Source organism: Castellaniella sp., from assembly GCF_049650445.1.
Lineage (GTDB): Bacteria > Pseudomonadota > Gammaproteobacteria > Burkholderiales > Burkholderiaceae_B > Castellaniella.
On sequence record NZ_JBASAD010000020.1, the window covers coordinates 20,141 to 43,508 of the forward strand.

The following is a 23,368-nucleotide window of genomic DNA, read 5'->3' on the forward strand; positions in this document are numbered from 1 at the left end:
GCCCTGCTTGATCCGTGTCAGAGATCCGGCATCGCTGCGTTCTTACAATGGTTGAATGCTACAGGGCCGGTCCCGGCCCTCATGGAACACCGGAGAATCGTCATGAAACGCCTGCTTGCCCTGCCCCTGTTGTGCGCCGCCCCCATCCTGGTCCAGGCGGCCGACTACAAGACGGATGCGGACCACACCTTCATCACGTTCGAGGTCCTGCACAACGGCACGTCTACGGTACGAGGCCGCTTCGACACGGTCGAGGGGGATGTCGTCTTCGACCGCGCGGCCAAGACGGGCCAGGCGAAGATCCGCGTCGATATGAAGTCGATCAACACAGGTTCCAAGGGTTTCGACAAACACTTGCTGGGCGGTGATTTCTTCCAGGCTGAGCAGCACCCCGAGGCTCGCTTTGAATCCACCGCCTTTCGTTTCGAGGGCGACCTGGTGCATGCCGTCGAGGGCAAGCTGACTCTGCTGGGTCAGACCCATCCGGTCAAACTGAATGCCGTGCGTTTCAATTGCTACCAGAATAAGCGCCTGGACCGTGAAGTCTGCGGCGGGGATTTCCGGGTCGATCTCCAGCGCAGCCAGTGGGGCATGGGATTCGGCCTGCCGGGGATTCCCGACACCGTGCGTCTGCAGATCGAGATCGAGGGTGTGCGCCAGTAAAGTGCTAAAATAGCGTGTTTTGCTTTTAAAGCCCGCCTTACACCCGTACACCAGGAGATTCACATGGCAGAAATCAAACGCACCCGGCGCAACACGCTGGAGCGCCGTTGCCTTGGCAAGGCCTTCAAGCGTCTGTTCGTGCGCGCGCCCAAGGGCGTCTTCAAGATGCTCGAAAAGGTCAAGCGCGTCTGATTGTTCGACGACGGCCAGCCGTATTGTTTATATACAATTCGGCATCAGGGAAACCACGAACCCGACGGTTCGTGGTTTTTTTTGCGGCTATCATGGGCTGATCGTTGCTGATTGGAATAAAGAGGAGCCTCCGGCATGGCTTGCTGGCGCCATCTGTTTTCCGTCATCACGCCGACCTACAACCGCGCGCACACGCTGGAACGCGTGTACCGTTCGCTGCGGGAACAGTCCTTCCAGGACTTTGAATGGGTGGTCGTGGATGACGGTTCGACGGACACCACCCGGACCCTGATCCAGGGGTGGCAACAGGAAGCCAGTTTCCCGATCCGTTACGTCTGGCAACCTAATCAACATAAGAAAACAGCTTTCAACAACGGGGTGCGTCACGCCCAAGGTGAATGGCTGGTGGCCATCGACAGCGATGACGAACTCGATCCCAACGCCCTGTACCACATGGCCGGGGTCTGGGAGCAGATCCCGCCCGCCCAGCGCAACCGCACCGTGGCGATCACCGGCCTGTGCGCGCGACCCGATGGCAGCGTGGTGGGCGATATGTATCCCCACGACGTAATGGACGTGTCCTCGCTGGACATGACCTTCCGTTATCACGTCCGGGGCGAAAAATTCGGCTGTCTGCGCACGGATGTGCTGCGCCGGTTTCCCTTCCCCGAGGACATCCCCGGCTTCGTGCCCGAAAGCCTGGTGTGGCGGGCGCTCGCCCGGGCCGGCTACGTGACCCGCTTCGTCAATCAGGTGTTCCGCGTGTATCACGACGGCGGCAGCAGTCTGTCGAGCGAAGGACGGGCCGATGGCGGCCGGCATGCGCTGGGCCTGTGGCTGTTGGCGCATGACACGGTGGCGTATTGCCTGGGCTGGTTCCGCTACCAGCCGGCCTCGTTCTTTGGTGCGGCGATCCGCTACACCCGTTTCAGCCTGCATCTGCGCGCACAGCGGGTGGCCCGCCCCGCCGGGCGCTATCTGAGCCACTGGTCCTCGCGTCTGCTGGTGGCCGCCATGTGGCCGGCCGGGGCGGCGCTGTATGTGCGTGACCGCCTGCGCGCCGCAACCGCGCGGTCCAAGCGCTCGGTGACGGCCTGACGGCCTATTCGTCGTCTTCGCTGCCGTCGTCTTCGTCGTCCGGGGGCGCTTCGGTTTCTTGCAGGCCGAAGGGCAGCAGGTCCGTCAGTGTGTCGGTCCAGGCGACTTCCTCGCCCTGGGCGTCCACCTTGATGTAGCGCACGCCTTCCAGGTCGGACAACTGTACGGCCCAGAGGAATTCGCAATCCACCGCCTGGCCATCGCTCAGGTCCAGACCGCCGCAATTGCCCAGAAAGCGTGCTCCGGGGCCGCCCGCCTGAACGTGGGGCGCGTCGCCGTCCTCGTCCTTGGGGCCCAGCGGCAGGGCGAACAGCGCCCATTCATAGCCCTCGTCGGGTTCGGTCACGATTTCGGCGATCACGGGCTTGCCCAGATAGGCGCACAGCGCATCGGCCGTACGGCCCAGCAGATCGGCCTCGGCCGGGGTGAATGCGAGAGGAAGGGTCATGGGTCGTTCGTCAAATTACAGGGCGAGTTTGGCGCTGATCAGGCGATTCATGCTGATGCCCTCTTCAGCCGCCTCTAGAGCGAGTCTGCGGTGGATCATAGGCGGAACGCGGACGGCGAAACGACCACTGAAACGGCGTTCGGCGATCGGTTCCGGAACGGGCTCGCCGTTGTTTCGAAGATCGGCCACGGTTTCCGCAACGACCCCCATGATACCGCGCAGGGCCAGGGCCGGGTCCGCGTCCAGCCAGGACAGGCTGGGAAATTCGGCACACAGACCGACGTGTTCCTGGTCTTCTTCGGACCAGGTGACGCGGTAGGTGTAGTGCTGGGGGTTCATGACAAAGGTTCCTGATAGGTAGCGAGTTGGTCCAGTGCCTGCAGCACCTGTCGGACCTGATAAGCCTTGGCCTGGCCGTTCGCATTTTGCAGATTGAAGCGCGGGTCGCCTGCCCATGGGGTTTTGAAGATCACGTGGTTGCCCCTGGTACGGCGGGGTGGGCCGAAGCGGACGCGGCAGATCTTGACGACATCCTTGAAAGGCACGGCATGAGGTTGTGCTTTCATCTGCTGGATAATTTTTTCGATGGAAGACATTGAAAGAAACAACGCTATGTATGAATGGTATCAATAGTGGTGTTTGATGGCAAGTTTTTGTTATTGATTCGTTTGGCATTCATCCTGAAGTGTGAATGTGGGCGAGCGTCTCTTCTAGTCGGGAAATTGCGCTGTGCCAAGAATGTCTCAGGCGTCCGCCACAAGACACCCTCCCCAGCCGGGACAGACACCCCCGACGGCGCCGGTGTTGTCAGGCGCCGAGTGCTGACGAAGGCACGAGGCAGACCCGGGCAGCCCGAAGAACCGCCTGGCCCTCCGGCTGAGGCGATCCCCCCGCCCACCACCCCCCCGTCCGGCCTACAATCGGAACTTTGCGTGGCTGAATCCTTTGGCCCGCCTTTTTCACGGTTGCGACATGGCACAGTACGTCTATTCCATGCACCGGGTCGGCAAGATCGTGCCGCCCAAGCGTCAGATTCTGCGGGACATCTCCCTGTCCTTCTTCCCCGGCGCCAAGATCGGGGTTCTGGGCCTGAACGGCTCGGGCAAATCCACCCTCCTGAAGATCATGGCCGGCGTGGACAAAGACATCGAAGGCGAAGCCGTCCCCATGGCGGGCCTGCGCATCGGCTACCTGCCGCAGGAACCGCAGCTCGACCCCGATCACACCGTCCGTCAGGCGGTCGAAGCCGGCCTGGGCGAAGTCTTCGAAGCCCGCAAGCGCCTGGACGAGGTCTATGCCGCCTACGCCGAGCCCGACGCTGATTTCGATGCCCTGGCCGCCGAGCAGGCCGAACTGGAAGCCGTCATTGCGGCCGCCGCGACCAGCGGCAGCGACGACATCGAGACCCAGATGGAAATCGCCGCCGACGCCCTGCGCCTGCCGCCCTGGGATGCCATGGTCGGCAAACTGTCCGGCGGTGAAAAGCGCCGGGTGGCCCTGTGCCGCCTGCTGCTGTCCAAGCCCGACATGCTGCTGCTGGACGAACCCACCAACCACCTGGACGCCGAATCGGTCGAATGGCTGGAAGTCTTTCTGCGTCAGTTCCCCGGGACCGTCGTCGGTGTCACCCACGATCGCTACTTCCTGGACAACGCCGCCGAATGGATTCTGGAACTGGACCGGGGCCACGGCATCCCCTGGAAGGGCAACTACAGCTCCTGGCTGGAACAGAAAGAAGACCGCCTGAAACAGGAAGAAGCCGCCGAATCCGCCCGCCAGCGCACCATCAAGAAAGAACTGGAATGGGTGCGGCAGAATCCCAAGGGCCGTCAGGCCAAGGCCAAGGCGCGCCTGGCGCGCTTCGAGGAACTGTCCTCGCACGAATACCAGAAGCGCAACGAGACTCAGGAAATTTTCATTCCTGTGGCCGAGCGCCTGGGCAACGAGGTCATCGAATTCCGCAACGTGTCCAAGTCTTTCGGCGACCGGCTGCTGATCGACGATCTCAGCTTCAAGATTCCCGCCGGGGCCATCGTCGGCATCATCGGCCCCAACGGCGCGGGTAAATCCACGCTGTTCCGCATGATCGCCGGCCAGGAAGCCCCGGACTCGGGCGAAGTCGTGCTGGGTCAGACCGTCAAGCTGGCCTACGTCGACCAGTCGCGCGATTCTCTGCCCGACGACAAGACCGTCTTCGACGCCATTTCCGACGGTGCCGACCTGTTGACCGTGGGGCGCTTCGAAATGCCGGCGCGCGCCTATCTGGGCCGCTTCAACTTCAAGGGCGCGGATCAGGGCAAACACGTCGGCAAGCTGTCGGGCGGTGAACGCGGCCGCCTGCACCTGGCCAAGACCCTGATCGCGGGCGGCAACGTGTTGCTGTTGGACGAGCCGTCCAACGACCTGGACGTCGAAACCCTGCGCGCCCTCGAGGACGCCCTGCTGGAATTCGCCGGCTCCGTGCTGGTCATCAGCCACGACCGCTGGTTCCTGGATCGCATCGCCACGCACATCCTGGCGTTCGAAGGCGATTCCCAGGTCGTGTTCTTCGACGGCAACTACCAGGAATACGAGGCCGACAAGAAGGCCCGCCTGGGCGAAGAGGCCTCCCGGCCGCGCCGGATCCGCTACAAGGCCCTGAAATGAACTGAATGAGTCCGGGCGCCGGGCCGTTCCTGCGGACCGTTCGGCGCCTGACGTTCAGAGCCCCCTCCAAGGAGTGCGTCATGAAACACGTGGATGTGAACCGGGCTTTGCTGACGACTGGCACCAGTCTGCTGCTGATCGTGGACATGCAGGAAAAACTGCTGCCGGCGATCCAGGACACCGACGCCTTGCGAGGGCGTGTCGCCAGGCTGGCCCAGGCAGCCCGTCTGCTCTCCGTCCCGGTCTGGGCCACGGAACACTGGCCTGAGAAGATCGGTCCGACCCACGCCGATCTGGCGCTCCATATCGACCGGGTCGTCTCCAAGACGCATTTCAACGCCTGCCGTGAGGCCGCTTTCCTGGAGCAATGGCCGGCGGGCCGTTCCCGAGTGTTGTTGGCAGGCACCGAAGCACATATCTGCGTGTTACAAACAGGACTGGGTCTGGCGCAGGCCGGCTACGAGCCGGTACTGATCACGGACGGTATCGGTTCCCGGCGCCCATCCGACTGGGCAGGAGCTTGCGAACGCTGGCGCCGGTACGGCCTGGAGACCGTCACGTCCGAAATGGCGATCTACGAATGGCTGGAAACGCCGGCGCATCCGGCCTTCCGGGATGTGCTGGCGCTGGTGAAGTGAAGCGCGCCGTATCCCTGATACTGCTGTTACAAGTTACAAGGATCGACATCTTGGCTCACAGCTTTTTCCGGGACGGCCGCTTATAAAGAAGTCAGGATGCCCGACCGGGCATGAACCATCATGCGGCACACGAGAAGGAGAATCACTATGACGATCAGGACATTCGGAAAAATCGGCACGGCCCTGATATTGGCGACAGCCATGGCCGGGTGCTCGTCCTGGGACAATATGAGCCACCGCCAGAAATCGGCTGTCACGGGCGCGGGCCTGGGCGGCGTGGCGGGAGCCGTCGTCACCGGCGGGGGTATCCTGGGCACGGTGGGTGGCGCTGCCATCGGTGGCGTCATCGGCGATCAGGTCGGCAAGAACCGCTGATCCGCGACACATGCAGTGCGATGAGCGCCCTCCGGGGCGCTTTTTTTGCCGCCGGGCCGTCCCAAGGTAAAAAGCGCCCCCTTTGGGGATGAGCCCGGACACAAGTCAGTCCCTGCGGACTGAGTTGTGCCTGGCGAATCCGAGCGGCATGCAGGCCGCGAGGTGGACAGCAAGCTGGCCGTAGGCCTGCGCAGCGTGGGGGCCCTTTTTTGCGTGTCCAACCCTGTTCGGACTGCTCCGGGCCTTGACTTCAAACAGGCTTCTCCCTTAAATTCAAACGATCGTTTGAATTTAGAACATCCCTTTGGAGACCGGAGATGCACGATTACAAAGCCCCTCTGCGCGACATCCGTTTCGTGCGTGACGAAGTCCTGAACTACCCCGCCCACTATCAGTCCCTGCCGGGCTGCGAGGATGCCACCCCCGACATGGTCGGCGCCATCCTGGAAGAGGGCGCTAAATTCTGTCAGGAAGTGCTGGCGCCGTTGAATCAGGTCGGCGACCGCGAGGGTTGCACCTGGTCGTCCGAAGGCGTCAAGACCCCGACGGGCTTCAAGGAAGCCTACGCCCGGTACATCGAAGGCGGCTGGCCGGCGTTGTCGCACGATACGGCCCACGGCGGCCAGGGCCTGCCCGAATCCCTGGGCATGGCCATCAGCGAACTGATGGGCGAGGCCAACTGGGCCTGGGGCATGTACCCCGGCCTGTCGCACGGCGCCATGAACACGCTGCAGGCGCACGGTACGCCGGAACAGCAGAAGACCTATCTGGAACCCCTGGTGTCCGGCCAGTGGACCGGCACCATGTGCCTGACCGAGCCGCACTGCGGCACCGATCTGGGCATGCTGCGCACCAAGGCCGAGCCCCAGGCCGACGGCAGCTACAAGATCAGCGGCACCAAGATCTTCATTTCCGCCGGCGAACACGATATGGCGGAAAACATCGTCCACATCGTCCTGGCCCGCCTGCCCGACGCGCCCGCCGGCACCAAGGGGATCTCCCTGTTCATCGTGCCCAAATTCCTGGCCGACGGCCAGGGCGGCCTGGGGGCGCGCAATGGCGTGTCCTGCGGCTCTCTCGAACACAAGATGGGGATCCATGGCAACGCCACCTGCGTGATGAATTTCGACGGCGCCACCGGTTTCCTGATCGGACCGGCCAACAAGGGCCTGAACTGCATGTTCACCTTCATGAACACGGCACGCCTGGGCACCGCCATCCAGGGGCTGGCGCACGCCGAGGTCGCCCTGCAGGGCGCCACGGCCTATGCGCGTGAGCGCCTGCAGATGCGCGCCCTGAGCGGCCCGAAGTTCCCGGACCAGCCGGCCGACCCCATCATCGTGCACCCCGACGTGCGCCGCATGCTGCTGACGATCAAGTCCTACGCCGAGGGCAACCGCGCGCTGCTGTACTACGCCGCGCAGCAAGTGGACATCATGCAGCACAGCCAGGACGCGGACGCGCGTGAACAGGCCGACAAGCTGCTGGGTTTCCTGACCCCGATCGCCAAGGCCTTCATGACCGAGACCGGCTTCGAGGCGGCCAATCTGGGCGTCCAGGTCTTCGGCGGCCACGGTTATATCTCCGAGCGCGGCATGGAGCAGAACGTGCGCGACAGCCGCATCTCGATGCTGTACGAAGGCACGACCGGCGTTCAGGCGCTGGACCTGCTGGGCCGCAAGGTGCTGATGACCCAGGGCGAGCCGCTGCGGCTCTTCACCAAGGTCGTGCACAAATTCTGCAAGGCCAACAGCGGCAACCGCGCGATTTCCGAACTGGTGAAGCCCCTGGCCGAACTGAACAAGGAATGGGGCGACCTGACCCTGAAGATCGGCATGAAGGCCATGACCAACCGCGAGGCGGTGGGCGCGGCGTCCGTGGACTATCTGATGTATTCGGGTTACGTGACGCTGGCCTATTTCTGGGCCGACATGGCGCGTGTCGCGGCCGAGAAGCTGGCGACGGGCGAGGGCGACAAGGCCTTCTACCAGGCCAAGCTGCACACCGCGCGTTTCTACTTCACCCGCATCCTGCCGCGCACCCGCGCGCACGTGGACGCCATCAAGGCCGGCCCCGACGTGCTGATGGATCTGCCGGCAGAGGACTTCGCACTGGGGTATTGATCCCAGGGGTCTTGATCCGGGAACAAGAGGCGGGGCGCTGTACACTCTGGGCTGCCGTCGTCAATCCCCGCCTCTTTTCATGTTCCTGACCCTGCTGAATATCGTCCTGCCCGTCTTTGCCGTGGCGGCCCTGGGCTTTGCCTTTGGCCGCCGTCAGGCGCGCAAGCCGGACATGGGGTTCATCAATCACGCCAATGTGATGGTGTTCTGTCCCGCGCTGGTGTTTTCGGCCCTGGTGAATAATCCGGTCGATCTGACGCGCGGCTGGCCGCTGGTGGCGGCCGGGGTTCTGATCGTTCTCGTGCCGGGTCTGCTGCTGGCCCTGGTGCGCCGCCCCGGAGTGTCCCGTCCCGCTTTCCTGGTGCCGGGGATGTTCCGCAACACCGGCAACATCGGCATTCCGCTGATGATGCTGGCGTATGGCAAGGATCTGCTGGGCGACATCGTGCTGCTGTTCGTGCTGTCGAACCTGCTGCATTTCTCCCTGGGCCTGTTCCTGCTGTCGCGTCAGGGCGATCGCTGGCTGTGGCTGCGCAATCCGAACATCTGGGCGGCCGTGCTGGGCGTGGTCATGGCACCGCACCGGGATTGGATTCCGCCCTTCGTGATGACCACGCTGGACCTGACCGGGCAGATCGCGATTCCGCTGATGCTGTTCAGTCTGGGCGTGCGTCTGTCCCAGGACAGGGTCGAGCAATTGGGCCTGGCGCTGCGCATCAACGTGCTGTATCTGCTGGTGGGCCTGCTGACGCTGCCCATCGTGCTGTGGTTGCTGCCCCTGACGCCGGAATGGTCACGCATGATCGCCTTGTCGGTCATGCTGCCGCCGGCGGTGCTGAACTATCTGCTGTGCGAACAGTATCGCGTAGAGCCCAAGACCGTGGCCAGCGTGGTGCTGCTAGGGAACCTGTTGTCTCTGGCAACGATCCCGCTGGTGGTCTGGGCAACGCTGACTTGGGTTTAATTGCGCGCTTCGGTTTGCGGCATCTCGATCTTGACCTCAAGTACTTCCAGGGAATCCTGGCGGTCCAGGTTGACCTTGATGTCCTCGGGGTTGATCTGCACGTACTTCGAGATCACCGCGATCAGTTCCTTTTGCATTTGCGGCAGGAAGTCGGGCGCGTTGCGACCGCTGCCACGTTCGTTGATCAGAATGAGCTGCAGGCGGTCCTTGGCGACGCTGGCCGAGGTCTTCTTGCTTCCGCGCAGGAAATCCAGGAACGACATGCTTATTTACCCCCGAACAGGCGCTTGAACAGGCCGGGTTTTTCGTAGTCCACGAAACGCAGGGGCTTTTCTTCGCCCAGGTAGCGGTCCACCACATCCTGGTAGGCCAGGGCGACGTCGGAGTCGCGGATGTGGATGGCCGGAATGCCCTGGTTGGACGCCTGCAGCACGGTCTCCGATTCCGGGATCACGCCGATCAGGCGGATGCGCAGGATGTCTTCGATGTCGTTCAGGGACAGCATTTCACCGTCGGCCACGCGCTTGGCGTTGTAGCGGGTCAGCAGCAGATGTTCCTTGATCGGCTCATCGCCCTGTTCGGCGCGGCGGGACTTGGCCGACAGAATGCCCAGGATGCGGTCGGAGTCGCGCACCGAGGAGACCTCGGGATTGGTGACCACCAGCGCGTCGTCGGCGAAGTAGGACGCCATCACCGCGCCGGTCTCGATCCCCGCGGGGGAGTCGCAGACGATGTATTCGAAGTCCATGGCGGCCAGATCGGTCAGGACCTTTTCCACGCCTTCGCGCGTCAGGGCGTCCTTGTCGCGCGTCTGGGACGCCGGCAGGATGTACAGGTTTTCCAGTTGCTTGTCGCGGATCAGTGACTGGTTCAGCGTGGCTTCGCCCTGGATGACGTTGACGAAATCGTAGACCACACGGCGTTCGCAGCCCATGATCAGGTCCAGGTTGCGCAGGCCGACGTCGAAGTCGATCACGACCGTCTTGTGGCCGCGCATGGCCAAACCGGCCGAAAAGCTCGCACTGGTGGTGGTTTTGCCCACCCCCCCCTTGCCGGAGGTGACTACAACGATGCGCGCCATGGTGACTGTGTTCCCCTGTTCGAAAAATTCATGACATCGTAAAGCAAAAACCCCCGGGAGGGCTGACTGGCCGGTGGCGGGCCGTGTCCGGATGTGACCGGATACCCGCTTCAGGGGTGCCGGGCTGCCCCCTGGGTGGCGGACAGGTCCGTCAAGCGCTGTTCTGCAGCGCCCGGATGCGCAGCGTGTCCCCGTCCAGTTCGATCTGGGCAGGGCGGTTGTGCAGCGTGTCGGGCAGACGGGTCTCGACCACCCGGTAGACGCCGGCGATGGCCAGCAGTTCAGGGTCGAGCTGGGTGGTCAGGATCATGGCGCGCGGGTTGCCGCGCGCGCCGGCCATGGCCTTGCCGCGCAACGGACCGTAGACGTGGATGTGGCCGTCGGCGATGACTTCGGCGCCCTGACTGACCATGCCCATGACGATCAGGTCGCCGCCGCGCGCGTAGATGCGCTGGCCCGAGCGCAGCGGGTGGCGGATCACCAGGGTCTCCGAGGACGCGCCCGTGCCGGTGGGCGGGATGGTGTCGTCGGCGGACGAGGCCGCGTTGGCGCCGGATTCGGGCTGGGGGCGGGCCGCAGGCGTCGGTTCCGGGGCGGGCGTGTCCGGTGCTTCCGGCGCGCGAGTCGTCCTGGCCGGCGCGGCGGCGCGGCCCGCCGACTGCCGGCTTGTGGAAATGTCCAGAGGCGCCAGGCCGGCCTGATGGGCCGAGGCCAGCAGGGCCCCGGGTGCCCGCACGCCGATCGGGTGCAGCCGATAGCGGCGCAGGGCGTCGGCCAGTGTCTGCCAGTCGGGTGCCTGCTCCAGCCCCTGGGCGTCGAGCACCACGGGTTCGTTTTCGTAGAAGGCACCGGCCTCTTGCATGCGCTGGTCCAGCGCCCGGGTCAGTTCGGCGGTGTCGGCCGTGTGCAGCACGGCCCGCAGGACGTGCAGGGATGCGCTCTTGAAATCCAGGGCGGCAACGGTCTTGGCCATGTTCGTCCGGCTCCTAGGCCCAGGTGTCGCGCAACGTGACGGCGCGGTTGATCACGGGGCGTTCGGACGTGGAATCCTCGCGGTCGGCGACGAAATAGCCCAGCCGCTCGAATTGCCAGGCGGTGCCGGGCTCGGCCTGCGTGCCTGGCTCCAGCCAGGCGTTCACGACCCGACAGGAGTCGGGGTTGATGGCCTGCAGGAAGTCGCGGTCGCCGCTGTCGGGGTGCGGTTCGGTGAACAGGCGGTCGTACAGGCGGATCTCGGCGGGCACGGCGTGGGCCGCGCTGACCCAGGTGACGGTGCCCTTGACCTTGACGCTGTCGGCGCCCGGCGTGCCGCTGCGCGTTTCGGGCAGGTATTCGGCGTGTACCTCGGTGATGTCGCCCTGCATGTTCTTGACGCAGCCGGTGCAGCGCACGACGTAGCCGTATTTCAGGCGTACCAGATTGCCCGGGAACAGGCGGAAGTATTTCTTGGGCGGATCTTCGCGGAAGTCGTCGCGCTCGATCCAGAGTTCGCGCGTGAAGGGAAAGGCGCGCCGGGCACCCTCGGGTTCATGCGGATTGAGCGGAGCGGAACAGGGCTCTTCGAGGCCTTCCGGGAAGTTCGTGATGACGAGCTTGATCGGGTCGAGCACGGCCACGGCACGGGCCGCCACGGGGTCCAGGTCGTCGCGCAGGGCTTGTTCCAGGATGCTGTAGTCGATGCGGGAGTCGGCCTTGGATACGCCCAGACGTTCGCAGAACAGGCGGATGGCACCGGGCGTATAGCCCCGGCGGCGCAGGCCGGCCAGGGTCGGCAGGCGCGGGTCGTCCCAGCCGTTGACGTGGTGATCCAGCACCAGTTGGCGCAGCTTGCGTTTGCTGGTGACGACGTAGCTCAGGTTCAGGCGCGCGAATTCGTACTGGCGCGGCAGCGGCGCAGCGAGTTGGCCCAGTTCGGCCAGGCGTTCCAGGATCCAGTCGTAGAAGGGGCGCTGGTCCTCGAATTCGAGCGTGCAGATGCTGTGCGTGATGCCTTCCAGGGCGTCCTCGACCGGGTGCGCCCAGGAGTACATGGGATAGATGCACCAGGTATCGCCGGTGCGGTGGTGGGCCACATGGCGGATGCGGTACAGGACCGGATCGCGCAGATTGATGTTGGGCGAGGCCATGTCGATGCGCGCGCGCAGGGCCATGCGGCCGTCCGGGAATTTGCCGTCGCGCATGTCACGCAACAACGCCAGGGATTCGGCGGCGGGGCGGTCTCGCCAGGGCGAATTCGTACCCGGCTCGGTCAGCGTGCCGCGCGTGGCGCGCATTTCGTCGGCCGATTGCTCGTCCACGTAGGCGTGGCCGGCCTGCACCAGGGCTTCAGCGAAGCGGTACAGCGTTTCGAAGTAGTCGCTGGCGTAGAAGCAGTGCTCGGTGCCGTCCTGCGTCCAGTCAAAGCCCAGCCAGCGCACCATGTCGATGATGGCGTGGACGTATTCGTCCTCTTCCTTTTCGGGGTTGGTGTCGTCGAAACGCAGGTGGCAGATGCCCTGGTAGTCGCGCGCCAGGCCGAAATTCAGGCAGATGCTCTTGGCGTGGCCGATGTGCAGATAGCCGTTGGGTTCGGGCGGAAAGCGGGTGCGGATGCGGGCGGGGTCGAGTGCGCCGGCGCGGCGGACTTCGGCCGGGCTGGGCGGAAGCGTCCATTGCCTGTCCTGATAGCGTCCTGCTTTCAGGTCGTTGTCGATGATGGTGCGCAGGAAATTGGAGACTGGCGCTGAATCGGTGGTCATGGTGCGGGGATGGGAGACGTTCATATAAACTAGCGCACATTATGACGCAAACCGCATGGGTTCTGTCGCTGTCCCAGTTTTACCTGAGCCTGGGGTTCGTGCTGTTCTTCCTGGCGCTGGAACTGGGCCTGGCCTGGGTCTTGTTCGGCTTCCGGCTGTTCGCCGGCCGCAGCCAGGCGGCGCTGCTCGCCTACCGCTTCTGGGCGCGCGTGTTCGCCCTGTCCCTGATCCTTGGATTCGCCGCCAGTCTGCCGCTGCTGTTGCAACTGGGCACGCTGTGGCCGGGCTTCATGGACCGGGCCGGCGAAGTCGCGGGTCCGCTGGTGGGCATGGCGGTGCTGACGACCTTCATTTTCAAATCCTGCTTTCTGGGGGCCATGCTGTATGGCCAGCGGACCCTGTCTGACCGGATCCACACGCTGGTGGTGGGCATGGTGGCGGCGGGTACGTCCCTGACGGCCTGGTGGATCGCCACGCTGCTGGCCTGGTTGCAGTGGCCGGCGGGCGCGGTGATGTCCGAGGGCCGCTACCAGGTGGCGGACTGGCTGGAATTGCTGGGCGGCGGGGTTGCTCCTGTGCTGTTCGGGATGCTGCTGTGCGGCGGTCTGATGGTGGCCGCGGCGCTGATGCTGGCCGTGACTGCCTGGCGCACGGAGGTGCGCCCCAGCGATGAGGGCGATCGCAGTGTCTATGTCTGGGGCCTGCGGCTGCTGCTGTTGGCGCTGGTGCTGCAGGCGGTGCTGGCGGCGGTGCTGGCGCGCCAGTTGCTGCCCTTGCAGCCGGCGCGCGTGGCGGCCGTGGTGCCGCAATGGAACAGTGGCGCGCCGGAGCGCTTGTCCCTGATCGCCTGGCCGGACGAGTCCCGGGGGCGTGCCGCCTGGCGCCTGGCAGGACCGTCCGATTGGCCCGAATGGGTGCGGCTGCCTGCCGACGGCCCGCTGCGGGGATTGAGCGACTTGTCGGGCATCCGGCCGCCTTTGTTGGCCACCTACCTGTCGGTGCGGCTGGCCGTCGCATTGACCGGAGTGCTGATGATGATGGCCGCCTGGGCGCTGTGGCGGGGCCGCCGTCTGGGGCACGAGCCCGACAGCCTGTCGCGGGCCGGACGCATCGGACTGCGGGCCATGGCCTGGCTGGTCGTGATGCTGCAGGCGGCGGGTTGGGGGCATCTGCTGATCGGCAATCTGCCATATGCCATTCAGGGCACGGTCTCGCTGCGCGAGATCGGCACGAACGCGAGCGAAGGGGCGCTTTGGGCCGTCCTGGGCTTGCAACTCGTGGTCTATGGCGCGCTGGCCGTGGGCTTTCATCAGTTGCTGCGGCACGCCACCCGCTACGGCGTGGTGCCGGTCGCCCGTCACCGGGGGCGCGCATGATCGATTCCCTGGCGGCCTTGCTGGGACTGGGCGCTCAAGACCCTGCCTTCTGGATTCCTCTGGCGCTGATCGTCGTATTTTTCGCCATCGTCGTGGCGGGCGTGTTGCTGGACGGTTTCGACATCGGTGTGGGCTGTGTGTCCCTGGTGGCGCCGCCCCCCCTGCGGCCGCGCATGCTGTCGCTGCTGGGCCCCTGGCGTGATGCCAACGAATTCTGGGTGTTCCTGGGGGTCGGGCTGTTTGCGGTGGCCTTCCCCTATGCCTGGCCGCAGACCCTGGGGCGCTTGTACTTGCCGCTGTCGCTGCTGGCGCTGGGCACGATGCTGCGCTCGGTGTGCTTCGAATGGCGCCTGCGGGCGCCGCCCGAGCATCAGGGCCGTTGGCAGTTCGGCTTTGGCGCGGGGGCCGTGCTGGTTGCTTTTTCCCATGGCTACATCCTGGCGCGGGTGGCGGTGGCCTACCAGCCCGGGGGGGGCAACACCGGCTTCGCGGTGCTGATGGGCGGCTGCGCCGTGGCGGTCTACAGCTTGTTGGGCGCCGCCTGGCTGATGATGCGCGAGGCGGGTGAATTGCGCGTGCGCGCGGTGGGCTGGGCGCGCCGCACTCTGCGCTGGAGCGCCGTGGGCGCCATCGGCGTGTCGGTGGTGCTGGACTTTTCCAATGCCGGGGTATTCCTGAAGTGGGGCGATGGTTCGCACTGGCTGGCGGTGGGGCTGGTCTGGGGCGCTTTGCTGACGTGCTTCGTCCTGACGGAAATGACGCTGCAGCGCATGATCAGCCACAGCTATCGTGCCTCGGCCCTGCCGTACGCCCTGGTGCTGGTGATCGTCCTGACCGTGCTGGGCGGCCTGGCCTACAGTTTCTTTCCCTATCTGGTGCTGGATGAGATCACGCTGTGGGACGCCGCCGCGCCGGTGGCGACCCTGCGGCTGGCCCTGTCGGCCGTCGTGATTGCGCTGCCGGTGGCGCTGATCTTCAACCTCTGGGTGTACTGGCGCATGCTGGGCCGGTCGCGGCCGCCCAGTCTGCCGGATTTCAGGCGGTAGGGCCGGGTTCGGGGCGCGCATGCGGGGACCTGACCTGCACCTTCGAGCCGATGGCGCGGTCGCCATGCTGTGCTGGGCGGCCCTGGCCGGCGTCGGCGGTGCGATGGTGACCATTGCTTTTCATGCCGGCATCCATGGAGTCCAGTGGCTGTTCGCCGGACATTCGGGGGCCATCACCCAGGTGATGCGTGATCTGCCCTGGTGGCTGCGCCTGCTGGCGCCCGCGGTCGGCGGCCTGTGCGCCGGAGGGCTGCTGGTCGCGGCCCGGCGCGTGTCGCGCGACACACATTCCGACTATATGGAGGCCGTGGCCATCGGCGATGGGCGCATGTCCGTGCGTCAGGGCCTGCTGCGCTCCCTGTCCTCGCTGTGCACGGTCGCCACGGGTGGCTCCATCGGTCGCGAGGGCGCCATGGTGCACCTGGCCGCCCTGTGGGCGTCGGTGTTGGGGCGGCTGTTGCGCTCGGGCACTGCACATTTGCGCCTGCTGGTAGCTTGCGGGGCGGCGGCCGGGGTTTCGGCCGCCTATGGCGCGCCCATTGCCGGTGCCGTGTTCGTGGGCGAAATCATCCTCGGTTCCATGTCCTTCCAGAATTTCGGCCCGTTGCTGGTTGCGGCTGCCGTGTCGAATCTGCTCATGCGCTTGAGCGGCCACTATGTGGCGCTGTACGCCATGCCCGGCCTGGAGGCGGTGCCGGCGAACCTGCTGCTGCCCAGTCTGGCCCTGGGCGTCCTGGCCGGGGTGGGGGCACCGCAGTTTTTGCGCTGCATCCACGGGGTGAAATCGCTGTTCGGCCGCACCGGCCTGCCGTTGCCCCTGAGCCTGGCTTTAGGCGGCTTGCTGTTGGGGGGCGTGCTGATCGGCATGCCGCAGATGGCGGGCAATGGCTATAGCGTGGTCGTGTCCTTGCTGCACCAGCCTCAGGCCTGGCAGATGGTGCTGTGGATCTTGCTGTGCAAGGTGCTGGCGACGGCGCTGACGGCAGGATCGGGCGCCGTGGGCGGGGTGTTCACGCCGACGCTGTTCGTCGGCGCGGCGTTGGGCACGCTGTTCGCCCAGGGCCTGGGGGCCGTCTGGCCCGAGCTGGCGAGCCATGGCACAGTCCTGACCCTGGTGGGCATGGGGGCCTTTCTGGCGGCAGCGACCAGTGCGCCTTTCATGGCGATCCTGATGATCTTCGAGATGACGCTCAGCTACCAGATGGTGCTGCCGCTGGTGCTGGCCTGCGTGGCCGCGTATTTCGTGTCGCGCGGCCTGGCCCAGGCGGTGATGTATCAGGTCACCCTGCACCACGAGGACAACCAGGCGCTGCGCCAGCGACTGCGTGATGCCCGGCTGGACAGCCTGATGCGTCCGGCGGAAACCGTGATCCGTACGGATGCGCCGGTGCGCCGCGCGCAGGAAATGTTCCTGGACTACCCGGTGAAGTATCTGTACGTGACCGATGCCGAGGATGTCTGGCAGGGAGTGATCGCCCAGCAGGATCTGACCCGCATGATGCTGGGCGAGATCGACGTGCAGTCCAAGACCTGCGGCGAGGTGCTGCGGCTGGACTTCGTCAAGCCCTTGTATCCCGACCTGAGTCTGGACGAGGCGCAGGCCCAGTTCAGCGCTTTTCAAGGGGAACGGCTGCCGGTGGTCAGCCGCGACCGGCCCGCCCGGCTGCTGGGGGTGGTGTACAAGTCCGATCTGCTGGAGCGCTATTCGCAGTTGAAGCGGGCACTGGATGGCGATGCCGATTTCGTGCTGTCGCCGCGCAGGGGGCGTCCGTGATGGCATAATCCCGGTACAGTCCCGATACTGGATATCAACACAGTCTTTTCATGGTCATTCAAGCAGATTCCCTCTCGGCCCGCCCGCCCGAACCCCGTCTGGTGACCCCTGACGTGGCCTCGCGCGCCGAAGACTCGGTCGAACGCGCCCTGCGGCCCAAGTCCCTGGGGGACTACGTCGGCCAGAAACGGGTACGCGAACAACTGGACATCTTCATCGCAGCGGCCCGCCAGCGCGGCGAATCGCTGGACCACGTGCTGCTGTTCGGCCCGCCGGGCCTGGGCAAGACGACCCTGGCGCACATCGTGGCCCATGAAATGGGCGTGCAGTTGCGCCAGACCTCCGGCCCGGTGCTGGAACGCCCGGGCGATCTGGCCGCCATGCTGACCAATCTGGAACGCAACGACGTCCTGTTCATCGACGAGATCCACCGCCTGTCTCCAGTGGTCGAGGAAATCCTGTATCCCGCGCTGGAAGACTTCCAGATCGACATCCTGATCGGCGAAGGCCCTGCTGCCCGCAGCGTCAAGATCGACCTGCAGCCCTTCACCCTGGTCGGGGCGACTACGCGCGCCGGCATGCTGACCAACCCGCTGCGCGATCGCTTCGGCATCGTCTCGCGGCTGGAATTCTATTCGGCTGACGAACTGGCCCACATCGTGCAGCGCAGTGCCGGCTTGCTGGGCGTGGATGCCACCGAGGACGGCGCCACCGAAATCGCCCGCCGCTCACGCGGTACGCCACGCATCGCCAACCGCCTGCTGCGCCGGGTGCGCGACTACGCCGACGTGCGCGCGGGTGGACGCATCGACACCGCCACCGCCCAGGCGGCGCTGGCCATGCTGGAGGTCGACCCCCAGGGCCTGGACCTGATGGACCGCAAATTGCTCGAAGCCATCGTGCACAAGTTCGATGGCGGCCCTGTCGGGGTGGACAGCCTGGCCGCCGCCATCGGCGAGGAACGCGACACCATCGAGGACGTCATCGAACCCTATCTGATCCAGCACGGCTACCTGCAGCGCACCCCGCGCGGCCGCATGGCCACGCGCCGCTGCTGGGAACACCTGGGCCTGAAGGCTCCCGCCGCCGGAGGCGGGGGGGAGTTGTTTTAGTGTTTGACCTCCAGCCCCGCAGGGGCGGATCAAAGAGGGCCGCCTAGAACTCCAGCGCCTCGAAACGGACGGCCTTCAGGCGGTCTTTTTCGAACTGGAACAGGGGCATGACGGCGCCGTTGGCGTCGCCGCACAGGGGGATGACCAGTTGCGGGGCGGTCTTGACCGAGCCGCCGTCGGTGTCGTCGGGGTCATAGGGTGTGCCGTAGCGCCGCAATGCCGCCACGGTTTCGGTCCGGGATGCGCCGATCTTTAAGCCCGCAGGCAGATAGTGGATCGGATCGGCTGCTTTGGCCAGGAAGGCCATGTCGCCGAACAGGGGGACGTCTTTCAGGGGCATGCAGGTGTCCAGGTTTTGCAGCGCCCCCAAGGAAAAACTGTATAGAACAGCGCGATCGGCCGGCGGGGGATCGTCCGGCTGGTTTTCGGGGGCCAGCGCGTCGGGCAGGGTGCCGTGGTAGCGCAGCACCAGCCCGCCGTCGTTGAGGTACAGCCCGTGGTCCTTTGGATTGTCGCTTTTCGGGACGGCCCCGTCGCTGGTGCCCAGGTCGATCAGGGTCGGCTCGTCCTGGTTGAAGTCGGCGAGCAGGTAGCCGATCACACCGTACTGGGGCGGCTGCAGGTAGCGTTCCAGCACGATGTAGCCGCCGCGCTGGCCCGCCACCGACGGGCAGCCCAGGTTGCGGTCGATGATGCCGTCCTTCAGCAAGTCGGTTTCTTCGGGATCGCCCGGGCCCCGGGGTTGGCGGTACAGCTCCTGGCCGTTCAGCCGCAGCACTTGGCGGTTGTCGGTTTCCATGCTGTTTTCGCACTCGAACACGCCTTTCGGGGTGTCGACGCGCATGGATTCGGCCATCACGGGGCCGGGCAGGGCGGCGAACCAGCCGGCGGCCAGCAGGGCCGCCAGTGTGGGGCGCAGTCGTTGACATGACGACGGGCCGGCTTCGCAAGCCACGTCCAGAAGACGATCACAGTTCATTCAGGATATCCTGCTTGCGGGATTCATAGTCCTGCGCGCTGATCAGGCCCTGATCGCGCAGCGCTTTCAATTGTTTCAGACGGGAGGCGACGTCCCCTCCCGATAGCGTTTCGCCTGACGACGTGGTGGTGAAGCTGCGCAGGTTGAAGGTCACGGGTGAGCCGGTGCCTTTTTTCATCTTTTGAGTAAAGGCGGCGATGAGATCGTCTGCCGAAACGCGTCCTCCAAATCCTGAACTGATCCCTGCGGCAAGGCCTTCGTTCGGATTCTCGTCCTGCTGACGTTTGGAACGCAGATTCAGCAACGTCAGCAGAACCCAGGCGCCCGCGCCGTAGATCAGGGTGGAGACGCCGATGGCCCGGAGCGAGACTTCCTCGACGCGGCCTTCGCGTTCGCAGCGCATCGTATAGGCCGTTCCGCGTTGTCCTGGTCTGTAGGAATAGTTCTGGGATGAAATGTCCATGTCGCCGTCGCACAGCACCGAGGCTGCCACGGTCAGCAGCGGCGGATGCAGCGCCCCGCCGGCCGTGGCGATCATCAGGCCGATGAAGAGACTGACGGGGATCCGGAACCATTGGCTGCCCAGCAGTCGGGACAGAAACTGGTTGCGGATGGACAAGACCGCCGACAGGCCGGGGATGCGGCGGCGCAGGAAGAAAAGAATCACGACAGGGACGACTAAGGGCAGGGCGATGCTCAGGATCGTGATGCCGGCAAAGATATTGCTTTCGTCGTTCATGGAGCGTACCTTGATCCACCGGAGCTACGGGCCGGTCTGTATCGGCAGTTTAGGCTAGGAACGTGGGCGACGCATCCTTCAAATGAATGAAATCAGGGGCGCTTGCGGGATATTCTGGCCAGCGCGGGTGCGCAGTGCCGGGAACATGTCGTAACCCGTTCGAGTTGTCGGGCTCGTGCGCAGGCACCAACCTACGTGCAGTGCACGCTCTGGCAGCACCACCAGGGTCTGTCCACGCTAATCGCGGATCTGTCCCACGCAGGCCACCACATCGGGGCCGTAGGTTTCCAGCTTGCGCGCGCCCACGCCGCTGACGCCGGCCAGGGCGTCCAGGCTGTCGGGATTGCGCAGGGCGATCTCGCGCAGCGTGGCGTCGTGGAAGATCACGTAGGCGGGCACATTGTGTTCACGCGCGGTGCGCGCGCGCCAGGCGCGCAGGTGCTCGAAGCGCGCCAGGGCATCGGGCGGCAGGGCGTCCAGTTGCGCGGTCGTGGTGGTGCGCTGGCGGCCGGGCTTGGCGCGTTTGACGGCCACGGGTCGCAGCATCAGGGTGCGTTCGCCCTTCAGCACGGCGCGGCTGGCCTCGGTCAGCGCCAGGGTGCCATAGCCTTCCAGGTCCACCGTCAGCAGGCCCAGGGCCAGAGCCTGGCGCAGGATGCCGCGCCAGGCGTCCACTGACAGATTCTCGCCCACACCGAAGACGCTGAGCGTGTCGTGTCCCTGTTGCTTGACGCGATCGGTCATCTGGCCGCGCAGGATGTCGATCAGGTGGCCGCCGCCGAAGCGCTGGCCGCGTTCGCGCATCAGGCGGTAGACCGTGGACAACAGCTTCTGCACCGCCACGGTGCCGTCCCAGGCGGCGGGCGGCTCCAGGCAGGTGTCGCAGTTGCCGCAGGGCTGGATGGTCTGGCCGAAATAGGCCAGCAGGTCCTGGCGCCGGCAGGTGACGGTCTCGCACAGGGCCAGCATGGCGTCCAGTTGGCGCATCTGGCGACGCTGATGCAGGGCGTCGCCGTCCGAATCGTCGATCATGCGCCGCTGCTGCACCACGTCCTGCAGGCCGTAGGCCAGCCAGGCGTCGGCGGGCAGGCCGTCTCGTCCCGCGCGGCCGGTCTCCTGGTAGTAGCCCTCGACGGATTTGGGCAGATCGATGTGGGCGACGAAGCGCACGTCGGGCTTGTTGACCCCCATGCCGAAGGCGATGGTGGCGACCATGACGATGCCGTCTTCGCGCAGGAAGCGCGCCTGGTTGTCGGCGCGGGTGCGGGCGTCCAGGCCGGCGTGGTAGGGCAGGGCGTCGATGCCGTTGCGCGACAGGAATTCCGCCGTCTGCTCGACGCGAGCGCGCGACAGGGCATAGACGATACCGCATTCCCCGGCGTGTTCGGCGCGGATGAAGTCCAGCAACTGGCGTCGGACTTCGTGTTTTTCGATGATGCTGTAGCGGATGTTGGGCCGGTCGAAGCTGGCGACGAACTGAGGGGCGGCGTCCAGCGACAGGCAGGCGACGATGTCGGTGCGCGTGGCGGCCGTGGCGGTGGCGGTCAGGGCGACGCGCGGCACGCCGGGCCAGCGCTCGGCCAGCAGCTTCAGCTCCTGGTATTCGGGGCGGAAGTCGTGGCCCCATTGGGACACGCAGTGGGCCTCGTCGATGGCGAACAGGGCGACGCGTCCGCCGTCCAGCAGATCCAGACAGCGCGGGGTCAGCAGGCGCTCCGGGGCCACGTACAGCAAGTCCAGTTCGCCGCGCACGAAGGCGCGCTCGACCTCGCGGGCCTGGCCGGGTGTCTGCGAAGAATTCAGAAAGGCGGCGCGCACGCCCAGTTCCAGCAGGGCGTCGACCTGGTCCTGCATCAGGGCGATCAGGGGCGATATGACGACGCCCGTGCCCGGGCGCACCAGCGCCGGGATCTGATAGCACAGGGATTTGCCTCCGCCCGTGGGCATCAGCACCAGCGCATCGCCGCCGTCGATGATGTGCTCGATGACGGCCTGCTGTTCCCCGCGGAAGGCGTCGTAGCCGAAGACTTCGCGCAGCGCGTCCAGTGCGGTGGCGTAGCGCGCCGGTTCCGCAGGCGGCGGCGTGCGTCGGCCGCCGTCCGGGAAGTCCATGGGTCGGCCGTCTTCGTCCCAGAAGGGGATCAACTCCTCGTCGTGCATGCCGCCCTAGCCTCGCGCCAGGGCCTTGAGGGCCTGGCGGATGCCTTCGGATACGCTCAGGTCCTCGGGCAGGGAGGTCATGGCGCGGCGGGCCTCGGCGGCGGAATAGCCCAGGGCCTGCAGAGCGTTGAGCACGTCGCCGCCGCTTGCCGCCGACACCGGTGCGCCGTCGGGCCGCGCCAGTCCGGCGACGGCGCCGAGTTTGTCGCGCAGTTCCAGCAGCAGGCGTTCGGCGGTTTTCTTGCCGATGCCGGGCACCTTGACCAGGCGGCCGGATTCCTGGCGTTCGACCGCATCGGCCAGATCCTCCACGCTCAGGCCCGACAGCACGGAGAGGGCCGTGCGTGCGCCGATGCCGCTGACCTTGATCAGCGCCCGGAAGGCCGCGCGTTCGGCCGGCGTGGCAAAGCCGTACAGCACGTGGGCGTCCTCGCGGATCGCCAGATGGGTTTGCAAGGTCACGGTCTGGCCCACGGGGGGCAGCTTGTAGAGCGTGCTCATGGGCACGTCGATCTCGTAGCCCAGGCCGCCGGCCTGGACGCAGACCGTGGGGGGGGACAGTTCGATCAGGGTGCCGGTGATGCGGCCGATCATGGCGGACTCCGTCGTTCGGGGTGTATGCGGGGCGCGGGGTGCAGGAGGGTGCTGATGTCCATCAGGACACCAGGCGGCCGGTGCGCAGGCGCCGCCGGCCCATGGTCAGGGTTTCGGGCGCCAGCGCCTGCAGCCGTCCGGCCAGCGGCGCGCAGTGAGCGTGGCAGATGGCGCAGGCCAGGGCGTCGGCGGCGTCGGGGGCGGGTTCGCCGTCCAGCGACAGCAGGTGGCGCACCATGGTCTGGATCTGTTCCTTGCTGGCGCGGCCGGTGCCGACCACGGCCTTCTTGATCTGCAGCGCGGTGTACTCCTCGACGTCCAGGCCGCAGTCGGCCAGGGCGCACAGGGCGGCGCCGCGCGCCTGGCCCAGCAGCAGGGTCGAGGCCGGGTTGGCGTTCAGAAAGACTTTTTCCATCGCCGCCTGGTCGGGCCGGGCGTCGCGGGCGACTTCGCGCAGATTGTCCAGGATGACCTTGAGGCGTCCGTGCAGGGGCAGGGTGGGCGGCACGACGATGGTGCCGCTGGCCACATAGCGCAGCCGCGCGCCCTGGGCTTCGATCACGCCGAAGCCCGTGCGCCGCAAGCCCGGATCGACCCCCAGGATGATCATCGATGCCCGGAC

At 65.8% G+C, this 23,368-nt stretch carries 24 protein-coding genes; 12 read left to right on the forward strand and 12 right to left on the reverse strand.

Annotation, left to right across the window (positions count from 1 at the left end):
* The first annotated feature begins 102 nt into the window (after nt 1-102).
* From WA983_RS06670 to WA983_RS06680, 3 genes are all read left to right on the forward strand, one after another.
* The gene (locus WA983_RS06670) at nt 103-663 is read left to right on the forward strand and encodes a YceI family protein (RefSeq protein WP_424247156.1); all 561 of its coding nucleotides are present in this window, start codon (nt 103-105) and stop codon (nt 661-663) included.
* A gap of 63 nt (nt 664-726) precedes the next feature.
* Complete coding sequence (locus WA983_RS06675; RefSeq protein WP_003803595.1) at nt 727-855, forward strand: hypothetical protein; 129 nt, start codon at nt 727-729, stop codon at nt 853-855.
* A 135-nt stretch (nt 856-990) separates the two neighbouring features.
* A complete protein-coding gene (locus WA983_RS06680) occupies nt 991-1,953 on the forward strand; it encodes a glycosyltransferase family 2 protein (protein WP_424247154.1) in 963 nt (320 codons plus the stop codon).
* A gap of 4 nt (nt 1,954-1,957) precedes the next feature.
* Here the strand turns inward: WA983_RS06680 and WA983_RS06685 are convergent, their stop codons facing one another.
* Genes WA983_RS06685 through WA983_RS06695 form a run of 3 tightly spaced genes read right to left on the reverse strand, consistent with a single transcriptional unit; the run spans nt 1,958 to nt 2,997 of the window.
* The gene (locus tag WA983_RS06685) at nt 1,958-2,401 is read right to left on the reverse strand and encodes a hypothetical protein (RefSeq protein ID WP_424247152.1); all 444 of its coding nucleotides are present in this window, start codon (nt 2,399-2,401) and stop codon (nt 1,958-1,960) included.
* A gap of 15 nt (nt 2,402-2,416) precedes the next feature.
* A complete protein-coding gene (locus WA983_RS06690) occupies nt 2,417-2,740 on the reverse strand; it encodes a type II toxin-antitoxin system HicB family antitoxin (protein WP_424247150.1) in 324 nt (107 codons plus the stop codon).
* On the reverse strand, nt 2,737-2,997 hold the full coding sequence (locus WA983_RS06695) for a toxin HicA (RefSeq protein ID WP_424247148.1): 261 nt from the start codon (nt 2,995-2,997) through the stop codon (nt 2,737-2,739). Before WA983_RS06695 ends, WA983_RS06690 begins: the two co-directional genes overlap by 4 nt.
* Nucleotides 2,998-3,373: 376 nt before the next feature.
* Here WA983_RS06695 and ettA point away from each other — a divergent pair, with 376 nt between their 5' ends.
* From ettA to WA983_RS06720, 5 genes are all read left to right on the forward strand, one after another.
* Entirely contained in the window at nt 3,374-5,047 is a 1,674-nt protein-coding gene (gene ettA / locus WA983_RS06700; RefSeq protein ID WP_424247146.1) for an energy-dependent translational throttle protein EttA, read from the forward strand.
* Between the two features lie 80 nt (nt 5,048-5,127).
* Nucleotides 5,128-5,685, forward strand: coding sequence for an isochorismatase family protein (locus WA983_RS06705; protein WP_424247144.1), 558 nt, complete (start codon nt 5,128-5,130; stop codon nt 5,683-5,685).
* A gap of 147 nt (nt 5,686-5,832) precedes the next feature.
* Nucleotides 5,833-6,060, forward strand: coding sequence for a glycine zipper 2TM domain-containing protein (locus WA983_RS06710; protein ID WP_424247142.1), 228 nt, complete (start codon nt 5,833-5,835; stop codon nt 6,058-6,060).
* A gap of 317 nt (nt 6,061-6,377) precedes the next feature.
* Nucleotides 6,378-8,183, forward strand: coding sequence for an acyl-CoA dehydrogenase C-terminal domain-containing protein (locus tag WA983_RS06715; RefSeq protein ID WP_424311775.1), 1,806 nt, complete (start codon nt 6,378-6,380; stop codon nt 8,181-8,183).
* 79 nt (nt 8,184-8,262) lie between these two features.
* Nucleotides 8,263-9,147, forward strand: coding sequence for an AEC family transporter (locus tag WA983_RS06720; RefSeq protein ID WP_424247138.1), 885 nt, complete (start codon nt 8,263-8,265; stop codon nt 9,145-9,147).
* Here the strand turns inward: WA983_RS06720 and minE are convergent.
* From minE to WA983_RS06740, 4 genes are all read right to left on the reverse strand, one after another.
* A complete protein-coding gene (gene minE / locus WA983_RS06725; protein WP_424247136.1) occupies nt 9,144-9,410 on the reverse strand; it encodes a cell division topological specificity factor MinE in 267 nt (88 codons plus the stop codon). The two genes, WA983_RS06720 and minE, sit on opposite strands and share 4 nt — an antisense overlap.
* Nucleotides 9,411-9,412: 2 nt before the next feature.
* Nucleotides 9,413-10,228, reverse strand: coding sequence for a septum site-determining protein MinD (gene minD / locus WA983_RS06730; protein ID WP_424247135.1), 816 nt, complete (start codon nt 10,226-10,228; stop codon nt 9,413-9,415).
* A 151-nt stretch (nt 10,229-10,379) separates the two neighbouring features.
* On the reverse strand, nt 10,380-11,201 hold the full coding sequence (gene minC, locus WA983_RS06735) for a septum site-determining protein MinC (protein ID WP_424311776.1): 822 nt from the start codon (nt 11,199-11,201) through the stop codon (nt 10,380-10,382).
* A gap of 13 nt (nt 11,202-11,214) precedes the next feature.
* A complete protein-coding gene (locus tag WA983_RS06740) occupies nt 11,215-12,966 on the reverse strand; it encodes a glutamine--tRNA ligase/YqeY domain fusion protein (protein WP_424311777.1) in 1,752 nt (583 codons plus the stop codon).
* A 41-nt stretch (nt 12,967-13,007) separates the two neighbouring features.
* On the opposite strand from WA983_RS06740, the gene WA983_RS06745 reads away from it, so the two are divergent.
* Genes WA983_RS06745 through ruvB form a run of 4 tightly spaced genes read left to right on the forward strand, consistent with a single transcriptional unit; the run spans nt 13,008 to nt 18,274 of the window.
* Nucleotides 13,008-14,342: a cytochrome ubiquinol oxidase subunit I gene (locus WA983_RS06745; protein WP_424311778.1), complete on the forward strand. Its 1,335-nt coding sequence runs from the start codon at nt 13,008-13,010 to the stop codon at nt 14,340-14,342.
* Nucleotides 14,339-15,388 (forward strand): cytochrome d ubiquinol oxidase subunit II, encoded by a 1,050-nt coding sequence (locus tag WA983_RS06750; RefSeq protein ID WP_424247896.1) that lies wholly within the window; start codon nt 14,339-14,341, stop codon nt 15,386-15,388. The genes WA983_RS06745 and WA983_RS06750 overlap by 4 nt, the downstream gene beginning before the upstream one ends.
* 19 nt (nt 15,389-15,407) lie before the next feature.
* A complete protein-coding gene (locus tag WA983_RS06755) occupies nt 15,408-17,162 on the forward strand; it encodes a ClcB-like voltage-gated chloride channel protein (protein ID WP_424311779.1) in 1,755 nt (584 codons plus the stop codon).
* 50 nt (nt 17,163-17,212) lie between these two features.
* Nucleotides 17,213-18,274 carry a Holliday junction branch migration DNA helicase RuvB gene (gene ruvB, locus WA983_RS06760; RefSeq protein ID WP_424247900.1) on the forward strand — a complete coding sequence of 354 codons (1,062 nt, stop codon included), beginning with the start codon at nt 17,213-17,215 and terminating at the stop codon, nt 18,272-18,274.
* Between the two features lie 43 nt (nt 18,275-18,317).
* On the opposite strand, the gene WA983_RS06765 is transcribed toward ruvB, so the two are convergent.
* From WA983_RS06765 to ruvC, 5 genes are all read right to left on the reverse strand, one after another.
* Entirely contained in the window at nt 18,318-19,253 is a 936-nt protein-coding gene (locus WA983_RS06765; RefSeq protein WP_424247902.1) for a hypothetical protein, read from the reverse strand.
* The gene (locus WA983_RS06770) at nt 19,243-19,992 is read right to left on the reverse strand and encodes an SHOCT domain-containing protein (protein ID WP_424247904.1); all 750 of its coding nucleotides are present in this window, start codon (nt 19,990-19,992) and stop codon (nt 19,243-19,245) included. Before WA983_RS06770 ends, WA983_RS06765 begins: the two co-directional genes overlap by 11 nt.
* Nucleotides 19,993-20,229: 237 nt before the next feature.
* Nucleotides 20,230-22,104, reverse strand: coding sequence for a DNA helicase RecQ (gene recQ, locus WA983_RS06775; RefSeq protein ID WP_424247959.1), 1,875 nt, complete (start codon nt 22,102-22,104; stop codon nt 20,230-20,232).
* A 54-nt stretch (nt 22,105-22,158) separates the two neighbouring features.
* Nucleotides 22,159-22,746: a Holliday junction branch migration protein RuvA gene (gene ruvA, locus WA983_RS06780; protein WP_424247906.1), complete on the reverse strand. Its 588-nt coding sequence runs from the start codon at nt 22,744-22,746 to the stop codon at nt 22,159-22,161.
* A gap of 61 nt (nt 22,747-22,807) precedes the next feature.
* Complete coding sequence (gene ruvC, locus WA983_RS06785; RefSeq protein WP_424247908.1) at nt 22,808-23,356, reverse strand: crossover junction endodeoxyribonuclease RuvC; 549 nt, start codon at nt 23,354-23,356, stop codon at nt 22,808-22,810.
* Nucleotides 23,357-23,368: the final 12 nt, after the last annotated feature.